Annotated in this window: 17 protein-coding genes; 8 read left to right on the top strand and 9 right to left on the bottom strand. The window is 41.6% G+C overall.

Translation table 11 applies throughout. The features are described from left to right. Positions 1-177: 177 nt before the first annotated feature. The 5 genes from SporoP17a_RS01190 to mtnK form a co-directional block, all read right to left on the bottom strand. Positions 178-2,598, bottom strand: a complete 2,421-nt coding sequence (locus SporoP17a_RS01190; protein WP_083031232.1) for a Lon protease family protein — start codon at positions 2,596-2,598, stop codon at positions 178-180. A gap of 236 nt (positions 2,599-2,834) precedes the next feature. Further along, complete coding sequence (locus SporoP17a_RS01185; protein ID WP_083031228.1) at positions 2,835-3,347, bottom strand: 1,2-dihydroxy-3-keto-5-methylthiopentene dioxygenase; 513 nt, start codon at positions 3,345-3,347, stop codon at positions 2,835-2,837. 28 nt (positions 3,348-3,375) lie between these two features. Then, entirely contained in the window at positions 3,376-4,029 is a 654-nt protein-coding gene (locus SporoP17a_RS01180) for a 2-hydroxy-3-keto-5-methylthiopentenyl-1-phosphate phosphatase (RefSeq protein WP_083031225.1), read from the bottom strand. A 3-nt stretch (positions 4,030-4,032) separates the two neighbouring features. Then, a complete protein-coding gene (locus SporoP17a_RS01175; RefSeq protein ID WP_083031222.1) occupies positions 4,033-5,238 on the bottom strand; it encodes a 2,3-diketo-5-methylthiopentyl-1-phosphate enolase in 1,206 nt (401 codons plus the stop codon). 20 nt (positions 5,239-5,258) lie between these two features. Continuing rightward, positions 5,259-6,449 carry an S-methyl-5-thioribose kinase gene (mtnK, locus tag SporoP17a_RS01170; protein WP_167693353.1) on the bottom strand — a complete coding sequence of 397 codons (1,191 nt, stop codon included), beginning with the start codon at positions 6,447-6,449 and terminating at the stop codon, positions 5,259-5,261. A 253-nt stretch (positions 6,450-6,702) separates the two neighbouring features. Between mtnK and SporoP17a_RS01165 the strand changes: the two genes are divergently transcribed. Next, positions 6,703-8,361 carry a glycerol-3-phosphate dehydrogenase/oxidase gene (locus tag SporoP17a_RS01165; protein ID WP_083031217.1) on the top strand — a complete coding sequence of 553 codons (1,659 nt, stop codon included), beginning with the start codon at positions 6,703-6,705 and terminating at the stop codon, positions 8,359-8,361. Between the two features lie 173 nt (positions 8,362-8,534). Further along, a complete protein-coding gene (locus SporoP17a_RS01160; RefSeq protein WP_083031215.1) occupies positions 8,535-8,747 on the top strand; it encodes an alpha/beta-type small acid-soluble spore protein in 213 nt (70 codons plus the stop codon). Positions 8,748-9,123: 376 nt separating this feature from the next. Here SporoP17a_RS01160 and SporoP17a_RS01155 read toward each other — a convergent pair whose 3' ends face one another. Beyond that, positions 9,124-11,313: a YhgE/Pip domain-containing protein gene (locus SporoP17a_RS01155; RefSeq protein WP_083031212.1), complete on the bottom strand. Its 2,190-nt coding sequence runs from the start codon at positions 11,311-11,313 to the stop codon at positions 9,124-9,126. A gap of 356 nt (positions 11,314-11,669) precedes the next feature. Here SporoP17a_RS01155 and SporoP17a_RS01150 point away from each other — a divergent pair, with 356 nt between their 5' ends. Then, the gene (locus SporoP17a_RS01150) at positions 11,670-12,554 is read left to right on the top strand and encodes a D-alanyl-D-alanine carboxypeptidase family protein (protein ID WP_083031209.1); all 885 of its coding nucleotides are present in this window, start codon (positions 11,670-11,672) and stop codon (positions 12,552-12,554) included. Between the two features lie 354 nt (positions 12,555-12,908). Here the strand turns inward: SporoP17a_RS01150 and bioA are convergent, their stop codons facing one another. Both bioA and bioD read right to left on the bottom strand, forming a co-directional pair. Beyond that, the gene (gene bioA / locus SporoP17a_RS01145) at positions 12,909-14,240 is read right to left on the bottom strand and encodes an adenosylmethionine--8-amino-7-oxononanoate transaminase (protein WP_237262410.1); all 1,332 of its coding nucleotides are present in this window, start codon (positions 14,238-14,240) and stop codon (positions 12,909-12,911) included. 7 nt (positions 14,241-14,247) lie between these two features. After that, on the bottom strand, positions 14,248-14,985 hold the full coding sequence (gene bioD, locus SporoP17a_RS01140; protein WP_167693352.1) for a dethiobiotin synthase: 738 nt from the start codon (positions 14,983-14,985) through the stop codon (positions 14,248-14,250). 96 nt (positions 14,986-15,081) lie between these two features. On the opposite strand from bioD, the gene SporoP17a_RS01135 reads away from it, so the two are divergent. Further along, complete coding sequence (locus SporoP17a_RS01135; RefSeq protein WP_083031190.1) at positions 15,082-15,648, top strand: biotin transporter BioY; 567 nt, start codon at positions 15,082-15,084, stop codon at positions 15,646-15,648. 56 nt (positions 15,649-15,704) lie between these two features. Here SporoP17a_RS01135 and fabG read toward each other — a convergent pair whose 3' ends face one another. After that, positions 15,705-16,448 carry a 3-oxoacyl-ACP reductase FabG gene (fabG, locus tag SporoP17a_RS01130; protein ID WP_083031186.1) on the bottom strand — a complete coding sequence of 248 codons (744 nt, stop codon included), beginning with the start codon at positions 16,446-16,448 and terminating at the stop codon, positions 15,705-15,707. A gap of 214 nt (positions 16,449-16,662) precedes the next feature. Here fabG and SporoP17a_RS01125 point away from each other — a divergent pair, with 214 nt between their 5' ends. The 4 genes from SporoP17a_RS01125 (at position 16,663) to SporoP17a_RS01110 (ending at position 20,263) form a co-directional block, all read left to right on the top strand. Continuing rightward, entirely contained in the window at positions 16,663-17,094 is a 432-nt protein-coding gene (locus tag SporoP17a_RS01125; RefSeq protein ID WP_083031172.1) for a BrxA/BrxB family bacilliredoxin, read from the top strand. Then, positions 17,091-17,870: a class I SAM-dependent methyltransferase gene (locus SporoP17a_RS01120; RefSeq protein WP_237262354.1), complete on the top strand. Its 780-nt coding sequence runs from the start codon at positions 17,091-17,093 to the stop codon at positions 17,868-17,870. The genes SporoP17a_RS01125 and SporoP17a_RS01120 overlap by 4 nt, the downstream gene beginning before the upstream one ends. Positions 17,871-18,285: 415 nt before the next feature. Further along, positions 18,286-18,873: a YpjP family protein gene (locus SporoP17a_RS01115; RefSeq protein WP_083031158.1), complete on the top strand. Its 588-nt coding sequence runs from the start codon at positions 18,286-18,288 to the stop codon at positions 18,871-18,873. Between the two features lie 448 nt (positions 18,874-19,321). Then, positions 19,322-20,263, top strand: a complete 942-nt coding sequence (locus SporoP17a_RS01110) for a thymidylate synthase (RefSeq protein WP_083031155.1) — start codon at positions 19,322-19,324, stop codon at positions 20,261-20,263. Positions 20,264-20,269: the final 6 nt, after the last annotated feature.

The raw sequence follows: 20,269 nt of genomic DNA, 5'->3' as shown, positions 1-20,269 counted from the left end.
GGAAATACATAGGGGGATTTTGGTGATTTGTTACGGATGACTGAATTATTAAACTAAAAACCTGGGGGATAGTTTGCAAGATGGATTGTACATTTACACTCGCAACTAAAGAAAGGAATTGCGTTAGAAGCGACGCAAAGTTTACTCTGCACGACGGCTTCATACGCAAGTCCTTTTTCATTTCTCCTGTTCTCTTGCAAATTCCATAAACATCCGTAATTTTGTTGCTGCTTTTCCATAGACGGTTTCATTGCCATAATCCCCATATTCATTCGGAAGTCCAGCTGGCACACCAGTTAATATTTCTATTCCTTCTTTAATCGTGCGCACTTTATAAATATGGAACTCGCCATCACGAACAGATTCAATGACTTCATCATGTAACATCAAGTTTTTCACATTTTGATGGGGGATGAGTACGCCTTGTTTTCCCGTCAGCCCTCTACTTTTACATACATTATAGAAGCCTTCTATTTTCTCATTTACACCGCCAATCGGCTGAATTTCACCGTTTTGATTAACGGAGCCAGTTACAGCTAATCCTTGATCGATTGGAACCTCTGCCAAGCTTGAGAGAATCGCATACAATTCTGTACTTGACGCACTATCGCCATCTACACCCCCATAAGATTGTTCGAACGCGATGTGTGCGGTCAATACTAACGGATATTTTTGAGCGAACATTTGCCCCAAATACCCACCTAATATATAGACTCCTTTATTATGTGTATTACCGCTCATTTGGCTTTCTCTCTCAATATTGACAAAACCTTTCTTGCCCATAAATGTGGTAGCCGTAATTCGTGATGGCTTACCGAAATGATATTGTCCTAAATCATAGACCGCTAAGCCATTTACTTGCCCAATTTTTTCTCCTGTCGTATCAATTAAAATATGTCCTTCTTCAATACTCGCTTGGATTTTTTCCTCATACAAGTTGGAGCGATATTTCTTTTCCTGAATGGCTTTTTCGATATGTTTAGCCGAAACGAGATCGTCTCCCATTATGCTTGCCCATGCATCTGCTTCGTAAAGTAATTCTACTTGTAAATTAAAGCGAGTAGATAATTTGTTCTGATCACCAGCTATGCGTGAACTGAATTCAATAATTTTTGCGACAGCCGTCGGATCAAAATGCCGAAGTCCATGTTTTTTACAATGAGTATGAATAAAGCTAACTAATCCTGTAATATTATCTTGGTTGTATTTCATTTCTACATCAAAGTCTACACGAATTTTAAAGAGCTTACGGAAATCTTCATCATGATGATAGAGGGCTTGATAAATGTCCATATTTCCGATGATAATCACTTTTACGTCAAGATGAATCGGGTCTGGATTTACTGATGCGGTAGCAATGATACTTGCGTGTTCGCCAATATTCTCAATTTGTAATTTGTGGATCAATAATGCTCGTTTTAATCCTTCCCATGACTGTCTTTTCGAAAAAATATCCTTTGCTTGAATAAGCAAATATCCTCCGTTTGCTTCATGTAAATAGCCAGGTTTGATTTTCGTAAAATCAGTACTCATGACACCCATTCGGTTTTCATATTCGACCTTGCCCATTAAGTTATAAAAAGTAGGGTTGTCTGCAGAGATCACTGGCATGCCTGTCGTTTCGCTATTATCAACTAGCACATTTATCGTATATTTTTTCAGTGCTTGATCTTCATCGTTAAACAGATTACCTAGCTGCTTTTCTTCTTTTTTAGATGGCATGGGTAAAAAAGCATGAAAATTATTTTTGAGATCTTTTCGGACTGCCTTTATATAGTGCATCACTTCAGGACAGTCTTTGTAGATCTTCTTTAATTCATCAATATGAAAATCGATTGTCGTAATGGCAGTTTGATGATCAAAGCCAGCCAATGATTTTTTCAATTCTTGCTCAAAATGCGGTATAGATTTCGTCGCTTCCAATATAATTTCTTGCAATTTGGCCGAGTTACTTTCAATGGCTGTCCGTTGTTCATCATTTAATAGATTGTAGGCTTCCTCACTTATAGGGTTTCCGTCTTCGCCCATAGGAATGGTGGCGATCGTCGAATCTGTTTGTTTAAGTAGAAATCCTTTTTCAGTAGCGATTTCATTGATTTGTTTATATACTTGGTCAACTTGATCTTTATATTTCCGAATGATCGATGACCGATTCTTTAATCGGTTTTCTTCGTTAAAGGCAGTGGGAATATCTGTTTTCAAATCCTTTAATAGGTCTTCCATGGACTTTTGAAGTTGCTTGCCCAAACCGACGGGAAGTTTTAGCACTTTAGGTTTGTACGAATCTTCAAAGTTATTTACATAACACCAGTCAAAAAGTGTAGCTTCTTTCTCGGCAAAGTCATTTACGACGGTAGTGACAAAGGATGTTTTACCGACGCCTTCCATTCCAGCGACGTATAGATTATATCCGGGTTTATTCACATGTAACCCAAAATTCATCACGGACCGCGCCCGTTGTTGCCCAACAATAGTTGTCAGTTTTTCTACTTGCTCCGTAGATTTGAATGAAAACATCGAGTAGTTTACCGTTTTTTTTAACTCTTCTGGTTGTAACTCCATCTTTTGTTTAATGGTTTCTTCATTGAAATTTTCCACTTAAACTCACCTCACTCATTTTGTATCTCTACTCTGTTTATACCCGTAATGCAGAGAATGCACTCAATATTCAGATAAATAGTTATGTCATATAGATAGTAATAAGCCAAAGAGGGTAGGGGAGTCTTGTGTACGTTTAAATGAAATCAACCCTAACCGGATCCACTTTTTTATAAAGTGTCTACCAGTTAGGGTTCAGTTCAAATATAGGGAATTATAGTGCAGTCATCTTCCAATCAATACACTGCAACCCAGCCTTCAGGTGTCACGAAAATTCGAATGGCCACTACTTGGCGATCGGCAGCCAATGTAAAGTAATGACGGATATTCTCAGGTACAGAAATCAAATCACCTGGTTCGAGATGCACTTCAAAAAAGCGCTCATCTTTTCCTTGAATCACGAACACACCATGACCACTGACGATAAAACGGACTTCATCGTCGGTATGATGATGTTCCCGTTCGAAGTTCTTCAGCATTTCTTCAATATTCGGTGTATCTTTAGATAACGAGATAATATCTGCTGCTTTATAGCCACGTCGTTCAGAAATTGCATCAATATCTGATTTAAAAGCTTGGAGAATATCTTCTTTTTCCGAATCCGACAGATCGAACTTTTCTCGGAGATGAGCAGGTAACTGATCAATGGACCAGTGTTCATAAATCACTTCCTGTTGTGCTAAGAATTGTGCGACCTCTTGTTGTCCTTCAATCACTTCGTTCGTTCCTTGAATCGTAATTGTCGCCATATTAATCGTTCGCTCCTATCAAATAAAATTAAAGTTGTGCTTGCACGATGTCGATACAATCAGTAAATGTGTCAAAGCGTGTATAAGGAATGTCTAGTTTCTCGCAAGTTTCCGCTAAAAAGTCTCTCGCGATGACTACATCAGCCAATTTTGCTGCCTCAAAGTCTGTTACCGAATCGCCAATGACGATGCGCGTCTGTTGCTCGTCAGATAGCTTGCGCATGATAGTCGGTTTACAACAACCACAATCTTGCTTCATACAGTCCGCGTCACAAGCATGCGGATAATGAATCGCAATCCGTTCTTCATCAAATGTCGCTTCGTTACAATAAATATGATCGAAAGGACCAAAAGGCTCTAGCACAGGATGAACGAAGAAATCGATTCCGCCACTGACGATATAAAGCGGAATGTTCCGCTCCTTCGTAAACTGTACAAAATCGCTGAATCCTTCTCTAATTTCCGCGTCTTGCATGACAAAAGAAATGATATCTTCTTGTAACGTACTTGGAATTAACGAAAATAGCTGACGCACGCCATCTTGGATCGAGATGTTTTGATGTAAAATATCATCCGTAATCTCTTTCCAGCCAGGCAATGCGAATTCATTCATAATACTAATGATATTATCTTTTTTCGTAATCGTCCCATCAAAATCACAAAAAACCACTACTTTACTCATTGTTCAACCTCCACTATACGTAACCTCAAGAGCGCCCCATTGTTCCAATGCATGCCGCAAAGGGCCGGATGTTTTTGCAGCTTCTTGCAACGGAATCTGATCAACACTTGCTTCAATTGCTGCGCGGAAAGCTTGTGCGCCAGGTGTTGGGCCGTCTGGATGTCCAAAAATCCCGCCACCTGCATTGATTACCAAATTGTCACCAAAGTCTTCAAGCAACTGCGGGACCATTCCTGGATGAATACCAGCAGACGGTACAGCAAACGTTCGTTCAAATCCATTGTCTTGTTTTAACTCTTCGTTAATCCCTAGCGCGTCTTCGCGTGAAATGGCGACATTGCCGTAAGGACTCGGGAATAGTGAAAGGTCTCCACCAACGAGACGCGTCAACTTTCCAACGAGCAAACGATAGGAAAATCCACCACCAGCTTGGCCAGCAAGCACACCCGATAATGCGGAATGGGCGAGGATAGGTAAGCCAATATTAGTATTTTCCCGTAATGATTGCAGCGTATCGAGACCATAGGCGTGCACATTGAATAATAACGCGCTTGCACCGAGTTCTGTTGCGCGCTCTGCCTTTTCATGTAATTCATGGGATCTACCCGATAAATTGACGGCGTATAAAGCACGTGCGCCTGTTTTCTCGTAATGATGATCGATAATGTCTTTCGCAGTAGTTACCCGTTTATGAAAAGGAGTTAATTGATTTTCGAAAAGAATTTCATCATCCTTGATCAAGTCAATACCACCAGCTAATAATTCTTGGAGTTGACTAGAGAAAAAGGATAAATCACGTCCCATCACACCTTTAAAAATCGCCTTTAATAGTGGACGATCATAGACGCCGAGCTGTTCGCGAATACCGTTGACACCAAATCGAGGACCAGGGAATTGTGCGAGTAGGGAATGGTCGAATTGTAAATCAATTAGTTCATAACCTTCGAAAAAGGACAACTTCCCGTAGACAGTAGTGAAGATAGCTGGTAGGTCGGCAGAAAAATTCGCCGACGGATAAAATATGGTCACCGTGTCTTTCTGTTCGCCTTTCACAACAGACACCACTTCACCTTTATGATGCTTTAGTTGTTGTTGCTCAATATGGGGAATGTCGGTCCATGAACCGATCGTCAACCCTAGTGCGTGTTGTTCTGCAATTTTTTCCTGATTTGGATGAGTGGGGAATAAATAGGTTGCTGTAACGCCCATCGAACTGCCTCCTTTAGTGTTTATCTAGGTGCTTGAAACCAATGACTCAATTGTTCTAGCGAATGGATTTGTTTACGTTCCATAATCATATATTTACCTAGTTCTAAAACTTTCCTTCTAGCGGCCATGCGCAAGTCTTCATCTTCTTCCGTATTCATATCGGGAATTTGTGCGATGCTGATGGCTCGTCGTACTAATTCACATCCCGCATAGCCGATGAGATCGGTAAAGATCTCTTCCATGGTAATAGTGTAAAATCCATCGACTTTCGTATAGCGTTCATAGGTAGTGCTCTGCCAAAGGTTTGAAAACGTTTCTGTAAATGCATACCATGTTTCTTTTGCTTGTTCAAAGCGCTTCTCCTTATACTCGGGGAAGGCGATGCCGTTTAAAAATAGATTTGCGATGAATTGGCCAAGATCGAAACCGAATGGTCCGAAAAGTGCAAATTCCGTATCGAAAATGACTGTACGGTTTTCTCCTGTGAAAATGGCCCCGCTATGCAAATCCCCATGAATTAGACCGTCTGATTTAGTCATGAATTTATGTTTAAGTTGCGCAACTTCGAGCAATAAACGCTGATCTTGACTGAGGAATTTCACTTCATTACGCATACCGTCCTCACATTCATTGCTCTCGTGGTCACTATATGGCCAATCAAATACTAGTTGCTCAGTCAACTGTCGCATTCCTGGATTCGCCAAGCGTGCTTGCAGCTCTTTTTTGACTGAAGAAGGCATGTAAAAATCAGAGGTCTTAAATAAGATTTCAGCCGATATTTTGCCGATATCTGATGCAAAACGAGCTGATTCACTTCCATTTATTAATGCAGTACGGCCCACTTCGAGCGGTAGCATGTCTTCCATTACGACAACGGCCATCACTTCGTCTAGGTGCAAAACGGAAGGGACGCTTTTCGGCATGATTTCTTCGTATAGCTCCATCACTTCCGCTTCAATACGTACTCGGTCAATTGGCAATGGCATCGATTCGCCGACGACCCGTGCGTAAGGGACTGCTTGTTTAAAAATGATTGACCTGAATTCATTATGTACTCTATAGACATGATTGATCTTACCATCACTCACTTCTATAACATGAATGTCTTCAGACTCAGGAAAGAGACCTAGATTTCTTACGTACTGTTTAATATCCTCGATTTCTAAAAAACGATAGGTAGTATATTTTGGTTCATTGACAAATACGTCCATCCACATAACCTCCTGTAGTATAAAAAAGACCGATCCACAGAGGGACAGGTCTGTTACAAACAAATGTCTATCTCGTGCTTGGTTACATTTTGTCTTTGCGCCCTTCTAATGGCCGTATGTATAGGATAACTATTCCTACTAAACATGTAGAAATTATCACATGAATCAAATAGTTTGTCAATTAACTTTAAAAATATTCGGATTAGATGTATTATTATGCTAATAAAGATGTGAAGATAGGAGTTTACTACATATGATTAATCAACCACCTCGCTTTAGAAGAGAGGACATACTAGAAAGTATACGAACAGAAGAATTTGATGTATTGATAATAGGAGGTGGCGTGACGGGAGCAGGTATAGCGCTCGATGCAGCGAGCCGGGGCCTAAAAACGGTGTTAGTAGAAATGCAGGATTTCGCAGCAGGAACTTCGAGTCGCTCCACGAAGATGATTCACGGCGGATTACGTTATTTAAAGAATCTTGAATTTAAAATTGTTTCACAAACTGGACAAGAACGTGCGATAGTATATGAAAACGGTCCGCATGTGACTACTCCGACATGGCTGTTGTTGCCCATCTACAAAGGTGGAACGTTCGGTAAATTCAGCAGTTCGATCGGCTTACGTGTCTATGATACGTTAGCCAAAGTGAAAAAATCAGAACGCAAACGTATGCTGTCAAAAAAACAAACATTACAGGCTGAACCGAAGTTGAATCGAGAAGGTCTCCTCGGTGCAGGGAAATTCGTTGAATATCGTTCAGACGATGCACGCTTGACAATTGAAGTGATAAAAGAAGCTGTGCAACACGGTGCATCGGTATTAAATTATACAAAAGTGACAGACTTTGTTTATCAAGATGGCATAGTGGCGGGTGTCGAAGTAGTTGATCAGCTCACGGGAAAGTCCCGTGTAATTTGCGCAAAGAAAGTACTGAACGCGGCTGGTCCTTGGGTCAATGAAGTCCGCGAAAAGGATGCTTTGCCTGATCATAAGCAACTTCATTTGACTAAAGGTGTTCATTTAGTCTTTGACCAACGTGTATTTCCTTTAGACCACACGATTTATTTCGATACACCGGATGGCCGGATGGTGCTAGCGATACCACGCGATGGCAAAACATACATAGGAACGACCGATACGGATTATCAAGGAAGTTTGACGGAGCCGCAAATCACACAAGCAGATAAAGAGTACTTGCTAAATGCCATTCGTTTTGTTTTTCCGAAACTTCAGATTAGCGAACAGCAAATCGAATCGGGTTGGGCAGGCCTTAGACCCCTCATACAAGAAGAAGGCAAGAGCGCTTCAGAGATTTCGCGAAAAGATGAAATTTGGATATCAGAGTCAGGCTTAATCACAATTGCTGGCGGAAAATTGACAGGCTATCGCAAAATGGCTGAAACTATTGTCGATCTAATCGCTACAGATTTCAAAAGACAATATGGCAAAAAGATTCCGTCAAGCCGCACTATACATCTTCCTATTTCGGGTGGTCATGTAGGTGGTTCTAAAGGATTTGAAGCCTTTATCCGCAGAAAAGTACAAGAAGGAATGGGTCTTGGATTATCGGAGAAAGCGGCTTATGCGCTCGTGACTCATTACGGATCGAACATCGATGAATTATTCGGCGTCATCCAAAATGGAAAGGCGGACGCACAGAGAGCTAATTTGCCAATCGAAATCTACGCACAATTGTGGTATTCCGTTGCAAAAGAATTCGTTCGCACCCCGGTAGATTTTTTCTGGAGACGGACAGGTGCATTGCTATTTGACGTAGACTGGGTCGATCAATGGAAAGAACCTGTCATTGATTTTCTAGCTGTTCAACATGGCTGGTCAAGTGACGTGAAGAAACAAATGACAGAAGAGTTAGAGCGTAGTAAACAATTATGCACGGGACATGAATAGAAGATATACGCTAGTAAGTCTGCAACCTTTACCGAAGCACGAACGGTAGAGGTTTTAATTTTTTTCGTACGGGTGCTGTTTATCTGAAGCAAATAAATAATCTTCATTTCAAAAAGTTTTTAGTATGTTTTTTTAAAAATTGCTCATTCTATTGTCAGAAGGAGGTGGACAACATGCCAAACAACAGCAGCAACAACAACTCAAACCAACTTTTAGTTCCAGGCGTACAACAAGCGATCAACCAGATGAAGGAAGAGATCGCAAACGAATTCGGTGTAAACCTTGGACCAGACTCCACATCGCGTGCCAACGGATCCGTCGGCGGAGAAATTACAAAGCGACTAGTGCGTCAGGCTCAATCACAAATGAACGGTTATACGAAATAATCGGTTCTAACCAGCCAGATTAGCATGTGAGAAATCAATGTCACTATACGCTTTGATTTCTCAAAAAATAAAAGACGATGATTCATTCAATTACGAATGAATCATCGTCTTTTTATTGAAAATCTTTTTTATCGGAATCACCTGTAGACTTACTTCCAATAATTATTTGCTGCCGACACTTATAGTGTAACATAATAGTTCTTTAAGAAAACTATAGGTATTATAATGAAACATTTCATTTTGAAATTCAAAATGTGCCACAATACTTTTTTCACCTTTTTAGAATTCTGCGGACGCGTTGAAACGTTATACAGTACACAAGCCAATATGACATGAAACCTCCTTGCCAACGTAAGGAGGTTTTGTCTGCACAAGTTTAATGGAATAAATCGGTCTCACGTGATTTCGCTAACAGGTGATTCGTTGCGATATTTATTTTTTTCTTAAATACTACACCGAAAATAATAAAGACAATCCCAACGATTATTAAAAACAGCATGTCCTTTATGGCTCGTGCCCAGACGATTCCACCAACAGCCTCTCTCATCAAGTCAATTGCGTACGTGAAAGGTAAGAAAGGATTAATCCATTGGAAAAATGAAGGTAGCAGCATGATCGGGTACGTACCACCGGATCCTGCAATCTGTAGCACAAGTAAGATGATAGCCATCGCCTTGCCTACATCACCGAATACCGAAACGAATGTATAGACCGTCGACATGAATACTATGCTGATTAATAAGCCAAATAAGATGAATAGTATGGGCTCTTTGACGGTTACACCAAGCAGGACGATATCACCGATCGTCACGATTAACGTCTGTATGCATCCGATCAAACCGAATGTAAGTAGCCGACCTACATAGATTTGTCTGGATGTGAATATGCCTTCCCGGCTAATGTCTGTAGAGAGTAGGGAAATTAACAGTAAACAACCGACCCAGATCGACAGTACCGTATAAAAAGGTGTCATGCCGGTACCATAATTTTGTATCGGGAATAGTTTCGTTTCATTCAAGATAATCGGCTCTTCAAAGAAGCTTCGTTCTGCCATCGGGTCATTTTGCAATAAATCAATGATTTCATTAATATCTGTCTTGCCTTGAATATCCTGGATACGTTTCGCGAGCTGGTTCACTTTCTCATAGAAGTATGGGTATTGATTTAACGCATTTTCGACTTGTTGTGTACCTTGCGTCAAATGTTTGTCTGCACTACGTAATGTTTGTTGTACTTCAGGAATGCTGTTTTGCACTTCTGTCAGCAACGTTTTGGCACTAGTAAGGGTCTTCAGTGCTTGAGCAATTTCTTTACGGATATAAGGTTGTATTGTGTCGGTATATTCTGTCAGGAAAGAATCAGCTTTGATGGACGTGTTCTCAGCAATCTTTTGCAAATCATGTATGCTGTTGCGCAACCGTTCTTCTTCACCTTGCACCGACGAATCCATCGTACGTGCATTTTCTTGCATTTCATCTAGTAGATTTTTGAGATTACCGACTTTTAGTAACGCGGCGTCTAGTGGCTTGGACAGCGTCGGGTTTGCTGCGGTTGCTTGTTCACCGTTTAACTGTTCAGCGACATTCTTTATATTCAGAAGGTCTTGCTCAAGTTCGTTTAGTTTTTCGATACTAGTAGTTACACGTTCGTCCACAGCTTGTTTTGCACGATTCCATTCAGTGAAGTCAGGCGACAGTTGTTGAATATTTTTTAGGAAGTCATTCGTTTCATTCGTAATAGTAGCTATTTTCTCCAAATCCGCTTTAATACGCGGTGCAGCCGCTTCTAGTCGATTCTGTGCTGTTGTCAGCTGGTCCATCGTATCATTGATCGTTTTTAATCCAGCGTTTGTAGTACGTTTCGCTTCAGGCAGTAGTTGCTGCGCTTTGTCGATGATGCGCTTCGCAGAGTTGGCATCGGTTACGATTCCTTCCAACGTCTGATGAATCGTTGGTAATTGCTTTTGAATGTCGAAAATGTATTGCTCAAATTTCTTGATATCCGGTAAATCTTTCTCGATTTCAATTCCAAGTTCGTTAAACAAATCGAGGACTACGCCGTTAACAGTAGATATAAAACGGCGGCTTACTTTGTCAACAATGACAGAAGCGCCTTTTTCTGTAATTTTAGGTGCAATGGAATTCAGCTTTTCATTGACATAGTAATGAATTTCCGCTTTTTCGGGCTTCCCTGAAGTGACCGTCGCAAGTTTACTGGAGAAATCTTTCGGAATAAAAATCGCCGCGAAATAATCACCATATTCTACTCCATCCATCGCTTCTTGGCTGGTGGTAAATGACCAATCCATCTCTTTATTATCATGTAACGTTTTGGTCAAATCTTTCCCAACATCAATGTGTTGGTCACGCACTGTCGCGCCTTCATCTTCATTGACAATCGCCACAGGCAATCGGTCGGTATGGGCATAAGGGTCCCACGTTGCGTAGATATTCAGCCAGGCATACAGGGAAGGTAAAAAAGTTAATCCGCCAATCAATAGGGCAGCTACCCAGTTTTTACTAATATGTTTCAAATCCAATTTGAATATATTCCAACTTGCTTTCACATCGTACCTCTTTTCCAGACATGCTTTTATTAGCCATTATGCCCATAACACTGGAATTTAACTGTTTACTTATTAGAGATAGATCTTCCTTAAGAACAACTCGACATCTAACACATTGTACCCGTTGATGGTCAGGTTTCCGTGTAGTTATACAGAATAGTAATGGGTCTTGTGTGAAGGTAGGATTATTTTATTATTAACAGTTCATACTTCTTCACAATAAAAAACACTTGCGGGAGGCAAAGTGTAAGTCTTCCGTGCAAGTGTTGTAAACAGTCTTCATACATTCTTAAGAAACATCCGCTACCATTCTTCAGACTTCTACTTCATAATGAATACTATGGGCAGGTGTATACATGAAAAAATTATTATTGATAGTACTCATCTGCTTAGGGATCTATGCAGTGGTAACACAATGGCACGATGTACAAGTGGTAGATGAGAATTGGAGTGCCTCGTCGAAGGCCATGATTCTATTACATGCAGACACAGGTAAGATGTTATATGAAAAAGACAGCAAAAAGCCATTACCGATTGCTAGTATGACAAAGTTAATGACGCAATATATCGTTTTGAACACGATAAAAAATGGCACAATTTCCTGGGAAACTACCTACCAGCCAAGTCCCACCGTGCTAGATATGGCACAATTCGCGAGTGCTGCAAAGCTCGGCATGCAAGCGAATGAAAGCTATACAGTACGCGAACTATTTACGGCGATGACAGTCATTTCAGCAAATGATGCGGCCCTTGCGTTAGCTGAGATTGTGGCGGGAACGGAAGAAGATTTCGTTGAGATCATGAATGAACAAGCACGCGCGTTTAAGCTAAAGAAAACTGTTTTCTATAATCCGCATGGCTTAGATGGCGATTATCTGGGTAGAGGGGACAATCAGAACAATTTAGCGTCCGCTCATGACATGGCAATGATCGCTGATCGACTCATCGCAACGCACCCTGAAGTATTGGAGTTCACTAGCATGACGCACTTCATGTCTAACGACGGCATGAAGATGTGGAACACAAATCTACTGTTACCAGGTATGCGCATGCAAATGGCTGGGATCGATGGATTAAAGACCGGTTATACCGATGCGGCGGGTTCGTGTTTTACGGGTAGCGGGGTATTCAATGGGGAACGAGTGATTACTGTTTTAATTGGGGTGGAGGAAGTAGAGGGGAATAGCTCTGATCCGCGTTTTCATGTGACACGGGAAATGGTGGAGCGGTTTGTCAAGTGATGGTTAACTTATAACTGTCTGTAGTGGCAGAGATTATCAAAACCTCTGATTTGACAAGAGTGTTAACAACATAAAAAGTGATTCAAAAAGAGGTTGGTACAGAACAGAAAAAACGTAAGGGGAATGTCCTTTACGCCTTTTTTCTGTTCTTATCAGTAAATATTTTTTTAGAGTAACAGAGTGTACCGGAACGGAGAAAGGCCGACTCCTGAGGGATCAGCGTGCGTCTTGAGACCCTGGACGGAGCAAAGCGAAGGAAGCGGCTCAAGCCACGCCCCTCGGAAAGCGTGCCTTTCGGAGTGCAGGGAAACGGGGTGAGATAGTTATGTCCCAGCCTCTTTTCAAAGTTTGTAGTTATTGCTGAATACTATCCATAGCAACCGCTTCTTCTGTCACTGCCTTAATTCCTTCTACCATTAGAGCAACCATTTCCGCTAACTGTTCATTGGAAGTTGCCAGAGGCGGCATCAGAACAATAACATCCCCTAGTGGCCTTGTCAGTAAACCGAGCTTTCTCATTTCCAGTGTAGCCCGGTAAGCGATTCGGCTTTCTAGTGGGAAAGATTCTTTAGTGTGCTTATCTTTCACCATTTCAATTCCGCACATCAAGCCGCATTGCCGTACGTCTCCTACATGTGGAAGTTGCTTGACATCCACTAGTAATTCTTTAAGAAACTCAGCTTTTTCCTCTGATTGCTTCACCAGTTGCTCTTTCTCGAAAATCTCCAAGTTAGCGAGTGCTACTGCACATCCAAGCTGGTTCCCCGTATACGAGTGTCCATGGAAGAATGTTTTCATTTCTTCATATTCTCCGTAAAATGCATCGTATATTTCTTCAGTCGCGAATGTAGCGGCGACTGGCAAATAGCCCCCTGTAAGTCCTTTTGCTACCGTCATGAGATCGGGCTGGATTCCCTCATGCTCGACAGCGAACATTTTCCCGGTACGTCCGAAACCGGTAGCTACTTCATCGACAATCAGTAAAATGTTGAATTCATTGCATAATTTTTCAACGCCTTTTAAATAACCTGGTGGCATTGTATTCATCCCGCCGGCTCCTTGAATCATTGGCTCAAGCACCATGCCGGCAATTTCTTCATGGCGCTCTTCAAATAGCAAGCGTAGTTCATGCAAACTTTCATCGCGCACAATATCCGCATTACCTGAAGGGTGGCGGTAGACAGACGGGAATGGAATGACGAGCGCATTAAATAATAGGGAAGTATAGACTTTGTGATACAGTTCAATAGAACCGACACTCATCGTACCGACCGTATCACCATGATATCCATTGCTAACTGTCACAAAACGCGTTTTTTTCTCGAGGCCTTTATTCTGCCAATACTGATAGGCCATCTTCACCGCGATCTCAACAGACGTCGCGCCACTGTCCGAGTAAAACACACGGGTCAATCTTTCGGGCACTAATTTCACTAATTTCTCTGCCAGCAAAATCGAGGGTATATTTGCAGCGCCGAGTAACGTCGAATGAGCAATGGATTGTAGCTGTGTTAGGATTGCTTCATCTAATTCCTTCTTTCGGTGACCATGTACATTTAGCCACAAAGAGGAATAGCCATCCAAATACGTTTTGCCGTGTATATCCGTGACTGTCACGCCTTCTCCACTCGCAATGATAAGGGGATCTTTCTCGTAATCCGACATTTGTGTAAACGGCAACCACATATATTGCTTACTTTTCTTGAGTAATTGATTTTCTTCCACTCTGTAACGCCTCCTCTAAAATTGTATAATCCCATTCTTTATAGCATTCCTTTTTCATTTCCGAATCCATTAACATTTCTTGAATGTCTTTCTGATAGGGAATGACCCCAATTACTGGAATACCGCTCAGCTTATAGATCATTTCTACATTGTCTCTAATAATAGTGGGGGAGTCTTGCGCCAAATCATTGAATAAAAGCCCTGCGATTCGAATTCCTCTCGCTTTCATTGATTCGATTGAAAGGAGTGTATGGTTGATTGTCCCAACTCCCACTCGTGCGACTAATACCACAGGTGCCTTCAATTCTGCCATCCAGTCAATCATGCAATATCCTTCAGAAGTAAGTGGAACATATAGTCCTCCCGCTCCTTCTACTATGATGCCGTCATAACTTTCACTACGTTTCTTCACCGTTTGTGTCAATTTATTAATATCGATGTGTACGTCTTCCAAACTGGCAGCCAAATGAGGCGAGCAAGGCGTAGTGAATAAATAGTCGGGAGTAAGTTGTTCTTGTCCCGACGCCAGCTTATACGTCATCACATCGGGCGCTGCAAAGCTGTCATTGTGGAAAACCGCTCCCGTTTGAATAGGTTTAAAAGGGACGAAATTCCGACCGTTATCAGATAAAAAGTCACTGAGTAACACAGTGGCTACAGTTTTTCCGGCATCAGTATCTGTTCCGGTAATGAATAGTATCGACACGTTGTAATCTCCTTTTTCAAATATGTGTTAACTAAATACTAAATTATGTTAACATATAATTTGTGAGACAACAATAGAAAGTGGGAGGATCAAAAAATGAAAGCAAAAGAAATTGTACTTTGCGCACTATTTGCGGCATTGATGGGAGTGGGAGCGAACATAGCACCACTGTTGACGATCGGCGGTGTGCCAGTCACGCTTCAGTTACTCTTCGCTATATTAGCTGGAGGATTACTAGGTAGCCGTTTAGGGGCCTTGTCTATGTTTGCATATTTATTTATTGGGTTAGCAGGTGCTCCGATTTTCGCACAGTTTAAAGGGGGACTCGGTAGTTTCATCAGCCCGACGTTTGGTTACATTATCTCCTTCATATTCGTAGCCTATATCGTAGGAAAGTTCTTCGAGCGTAATCAGTCGTGGTTTAGTTATGCGGCTGCAGGTTTTCTCGCAATAGCAGTGAACTACATAATCGGTACGAATTATATGTATTTTGCGTATGTATATTGGGTAGAAGCGCCTGCTGGCTTCAGTTATGTACTTGCTTGGTCCTGGATGGTTGCTTATTTACCACTGGATATTGGAGTTACGATTCTGTCTATTATATTAATTCCTAGACTGCAAAAAGCTATTAGATTCAAGCCCCTAAGCAAGCGTTTAACGTAAAAAAATATACCTGTGTGAGGACAATCGAGAAGTTCTCACGCAGGTATATTTTTACATTACACCATCAAAAATCCTCCGCTGACACTAATGCACTCGCCGTTAACAAAACTTGAGTCATCTGAAGCTAAAAACGCAACAACCGATGCTACTTCCGCTGGGTCACCCATACGACCAGCAGGCGTTAACATCGTCGCCATTTTCTTCACATCGTCTGGTAAATCCTTCGTCATATCGGTATTAATCTGTCCCGGCGCTACCGCATTGACCGTAATTTGCTTACTCCCGTTCTCCTTAGCGAGCGTTCGAGTCAATCCAAGTACACCTGCTTTCGATGCGCTGTAATTTCCTTGTCCCAAATTGCCCCAACTGGAAGAGGAAGAGACATTGACGATCTTGCCGTACTGCTGCGCACGCATATGCGGAATGACGGCTTGGCATGTGTAGAACATGCTATTAAGATTAACATCCAATACAGAATGCCATTGCTCTGGGGTCATTTTATGGAAAAATGAATCCCTCGTTATCCCCGCATTATTAATCAATATATCGACCTTGCCGAACTTCTCGTAAATCGTAGAGAACGTTTTCGATACATCTTCTGAATCGGCTACGTTGCACTTCATAGGGTAAACGCTTTCACCTGAGTCATCCAATACGGAAGCTGTTCGTTCCAACTTCTCGAAATTGACATCTAGAATGACTACTGTTGCTCTGTCGTCAAGTAAACGTGCGGCTATCTTCTCACCGATTCCCTGTGCTGCACCTGTTACGACTGCAATTTTGCCCACTAAATTCCCCATATTTCACACCCCTTATCATTTTTATAGAATTGTAAGACAACTTTATCATAAATGAATGAGTATTCATATAGTGAATTATTCGCTTGAAGAATATCAAAAAAACAATATTCTATCATTCGCCAACTCAATCACGTGAAATAATTCCTTCTATCCTTTACTATTGAAATCAGTACGACATAAAACACTTTACTTAACGAAAGGCGGAGAGATACAAATGAACGCATATGATGAGTACATGCGCGGTATCGTTACACCGATGCGCGAAGAACTAACAACTGCAGGATTTACAGAACTAACAACGGCTGATGAAGTCAACGATACGCTAAAAGACTTGGAAGGTTCAGCTATTATAGTGATCAACTCTGTTTGTGGATGTGCAGCAGGTTTAGCACGCCCGGCAGTACGCGAAGCAATTGAAGAAGTGAAACCGGATCATCTATTTACGGTGTTTGCTGGGCAAGATAAAGAAGCGACGGAAACATTCCGTTCATACTTCCCGGAGATCCCACCAAGTTCACCATCCATTGCGATTTGGAATGAAGGTAAAGTGGTATACTTTATTCCTCGTGAACAAATCGAGAACTTCCAAAAAGATCAAATTAAAGATCACCTAGTTGACGTCTTAACTAAAGTTGTCGCTCAGTGAATGTGATTATTACGACTGCAGGACGCCCTGATGAACAGTCTACTGCCTTGATGCATCAAGCAGCAGACGCGTTGCAAGCACCTGTCGTCGAACGAAAAAAGCGGTCTATCTCTACACTCCAAGACATCTATCAAGCAGATGTTTTGGTGGCGGGGAAGGACCGCTATTCGTTTTACAAAAAAGGTAGTAACGAGTCGTTTTTCTTTCATCCGAACTCTGCCACCTATCGCTTGAAACGTATACTAAAAGGTGAAATAGATCCACTCGTGGCGGCAGCCGATCTCAAATTGGGAGACTCTTTTCTCGACTGCACACTTGGCTTCGGCTCGGACGCAATTATTGCGGCGAGCACTGTGGGAGAAAAAGGAACAGTGGAAGGAGTCGAAGCGGACGCAATTATCGCATTTTTAACCAAAGTTGGACTGCATAATTTCCCAATCGACTTTCCACTACTGCAAGAAGCAATGAAGCGGGTCCAAGTCATTCATGCAGAAGCCGTAGATTTCCTGAAAACTTGCGAAACGAGCTCACGCGACGTCGTATTCCTCGACCCGATGTTCACGACACCGATCGAAGAGTCTTCCAATTTTGAAGTGCTACGGGAAATCGGTATGACGGATACTGTCACAGAAGAATGGGTAGCAGAAGCTTTGCGGGTATGTAGACGCCGTGTTGTACTGAAAGACCACTTCCAGTCACCGATGTTCGAACGCTTCGGCTTTATTCAGCAAATTCGGCCGTATACGAAAGTTCATTATGGTGTGCTTGAGAAATGAAATGGGCTGTAGCGCGGTCTCATTTCTTTACTTAACAACTAACATAGAAAAAAGACTGTATAGCTTTTTATTAAGCCATACAGTCTCTTTTGTGTTTTACCATAACGCCAGCCTGTCGAGGCTATACGGCGTTCTTCGCTTTTGAATCAGTGCGTGAAATTTAGGGAGCTCAAGTACAAAGTCAAGACAAGCATACCAATACCTAATAGTAAGTTAACATCCATTGTTGCGACCTCCTTTATATGTAGCGCGTTGATTGAAATTCGCTTAACTTGCAATCAGAGAACGTTTTGTGAAATTTGATGATTGAAGTTTGACTTTATTGTACAATGAAATAGTAAAAGATGAAACCTTTTGTGACGCTTTTCGTATGAGTTATGTAGATGTATGACGGAATGTTGAAGGAGTGATGGAAATGAAGCAATGGTTACAGCGGCTGATGATCGCATCTGTCGCCGTGTTGACACTGGGCGTCATTACACCCAATCATGAAATTTGGACAAACTTTCAAGACAAGCATGAACCGAATGAATCCGGTACCCGCGCAGAAGGAATGGAGTATTCCCTTGAACTGCATGACAACCAAAATGACTTACTAACACTTGATAGCTACACCGATGAACAGCAATTGGTCGCACACGCACGTCTGTTAACCTATGAAAAGTTTGGACGACGTATCGGTCCCGTAATTCAGAACGAATTTGATAATGAAGTTTTTCCACGAATCGAAGCAGTGATCCAAACGACCGTACATAACGCAGCAGATCGTCGTCTCGCTATCACCGAACAACCTTCAGGCGATTATGCGGAAAAGATTTTCCATGTCTATGACAAGACAGCGAACCAAGATCTTATTAAGTTCCACGTTCGTACGGAAAAGCGACCTGTTGATGGTTATTTCTATAATTTCCATTACCACACAGCAGATGATGGATTTGTCGCGCATCATTCAGTTGGTGATATTTACTGGTCAAAGAACACACCACCTAAATGGCTTTCGTAAGACGTTGAAGTTTTATGGAGAGAAAACTGAATTGAATGTAAACCGTGTGAAACCAAATTTATGTAAGAATTTGGTTTTATGCGGTTTTTTATTTGCTTAAGAATGTGATGGTGAAATGTAATTTAAACGTTAATTGGCACATACATCGACAATGTTACTCCCACTTCTTTCTATTAATCAAGATGGAAAGAAGATTTGTTGAAGAAAGTTTTTCTTGATAAACTTTCTTTTCTTTTTCAATAGTTGCCAAACTTAAATTTTATTCATCTTGTTTGGTTACATGATTCTCATGACAAACTTTTAGTTCTTCAATAGACGCTTTAGAAATCATGGTATGTGGTACAAGTTTTGCAGGATGTTTTTTTGTGCCGCTTTCCAATGTCTTTCTCTTTGTACTAAGACAAACAATGTTATAATAGGTGTAATTTCAGAAGAGGGAGCTTGAAGCATGAAGCAATATTTAGATCTATGTCAACATATTCTGGAAACAGGAACAAAAAAAGGAGATCGTACGGGTACGGGGACATACAGTGTCTTCGGCTATCAGATGCGTTTTGATTTAGCGCAAGGGTTTCCTTTGTTAACGACAAAAAAGACAGCGTTTCGTTTGATTGTCTCGGAATTATTATGGTTTATTAAAGGAGATACGAATATCCGTACGTTGATTCAAGAACGGAATGGAATTTGGGATGAATGGGCATTTGAGCGGTACGTCAACAGCGCGGCGTATACTGGACCGGATATGACGGATTTTGGTCGCCGTGTACTAAAAGATGAAGAATTTGCGACAGTGTATAAAGCAGAGCTTGCTTCATTTAAAGAGAAAATTTTAGCCGACGAGGAATTTGCGAAACAGCACGGGGATCTAGGTCCTGTTTATGGCAAGCAATGGAGAGCGTGGGATAGTGCAAACGGTGTCATCGATCAACTCGCACAAGTGATCGACAGCATCAAACATAATCCGGACTCGCGACGCCACATCGTTACTGCGTGGAATCCGGCTGAAGTAGACGACATGGCCTTGCCGCCATGCCACTTACTGTTTCAGTTTTACGTAGCGGACGGCAAGTTATCATGCCAGCTCTACCAACGCAGTGCGGACGTCTTCCTAGGTGTACCGTTTAATATCGCGTCGTACGCGCTACTTATTCATTTAATTGCGCATGAATGTGGTTTAGAAGTAGGCGAATTCGTCCATACATTAGGTGACGCACACTTGTATCAGAACCATATTGATCAAGTACATGAGCAATTGTCGAGAGAACCAAAAGAATTGCCGACGTTGCACGTGAATTACGACGGTCGGTCGATCTTTGAGTTGACGACAGAAGATATTTCGATCGAAGGCTATGATCCACATCCACGAATTAAAGCACCGATCGCAGTATAAGGAGGA

Origin of the sequence: Sporosarcina ureae, assembly GCF_002082015.1 — a bacterium.
GTDB lineage: Bacteria > Bacillota > Bacilli > Bacillales_A > Planococcaceae > Sporosarcina > Sporosarcina ureae_A.
The sequence above is the reverse complement of the archived record's forward strand: the minus strand, read 5'-3'. Positions and strand labels throughout refer to the sequence as shown.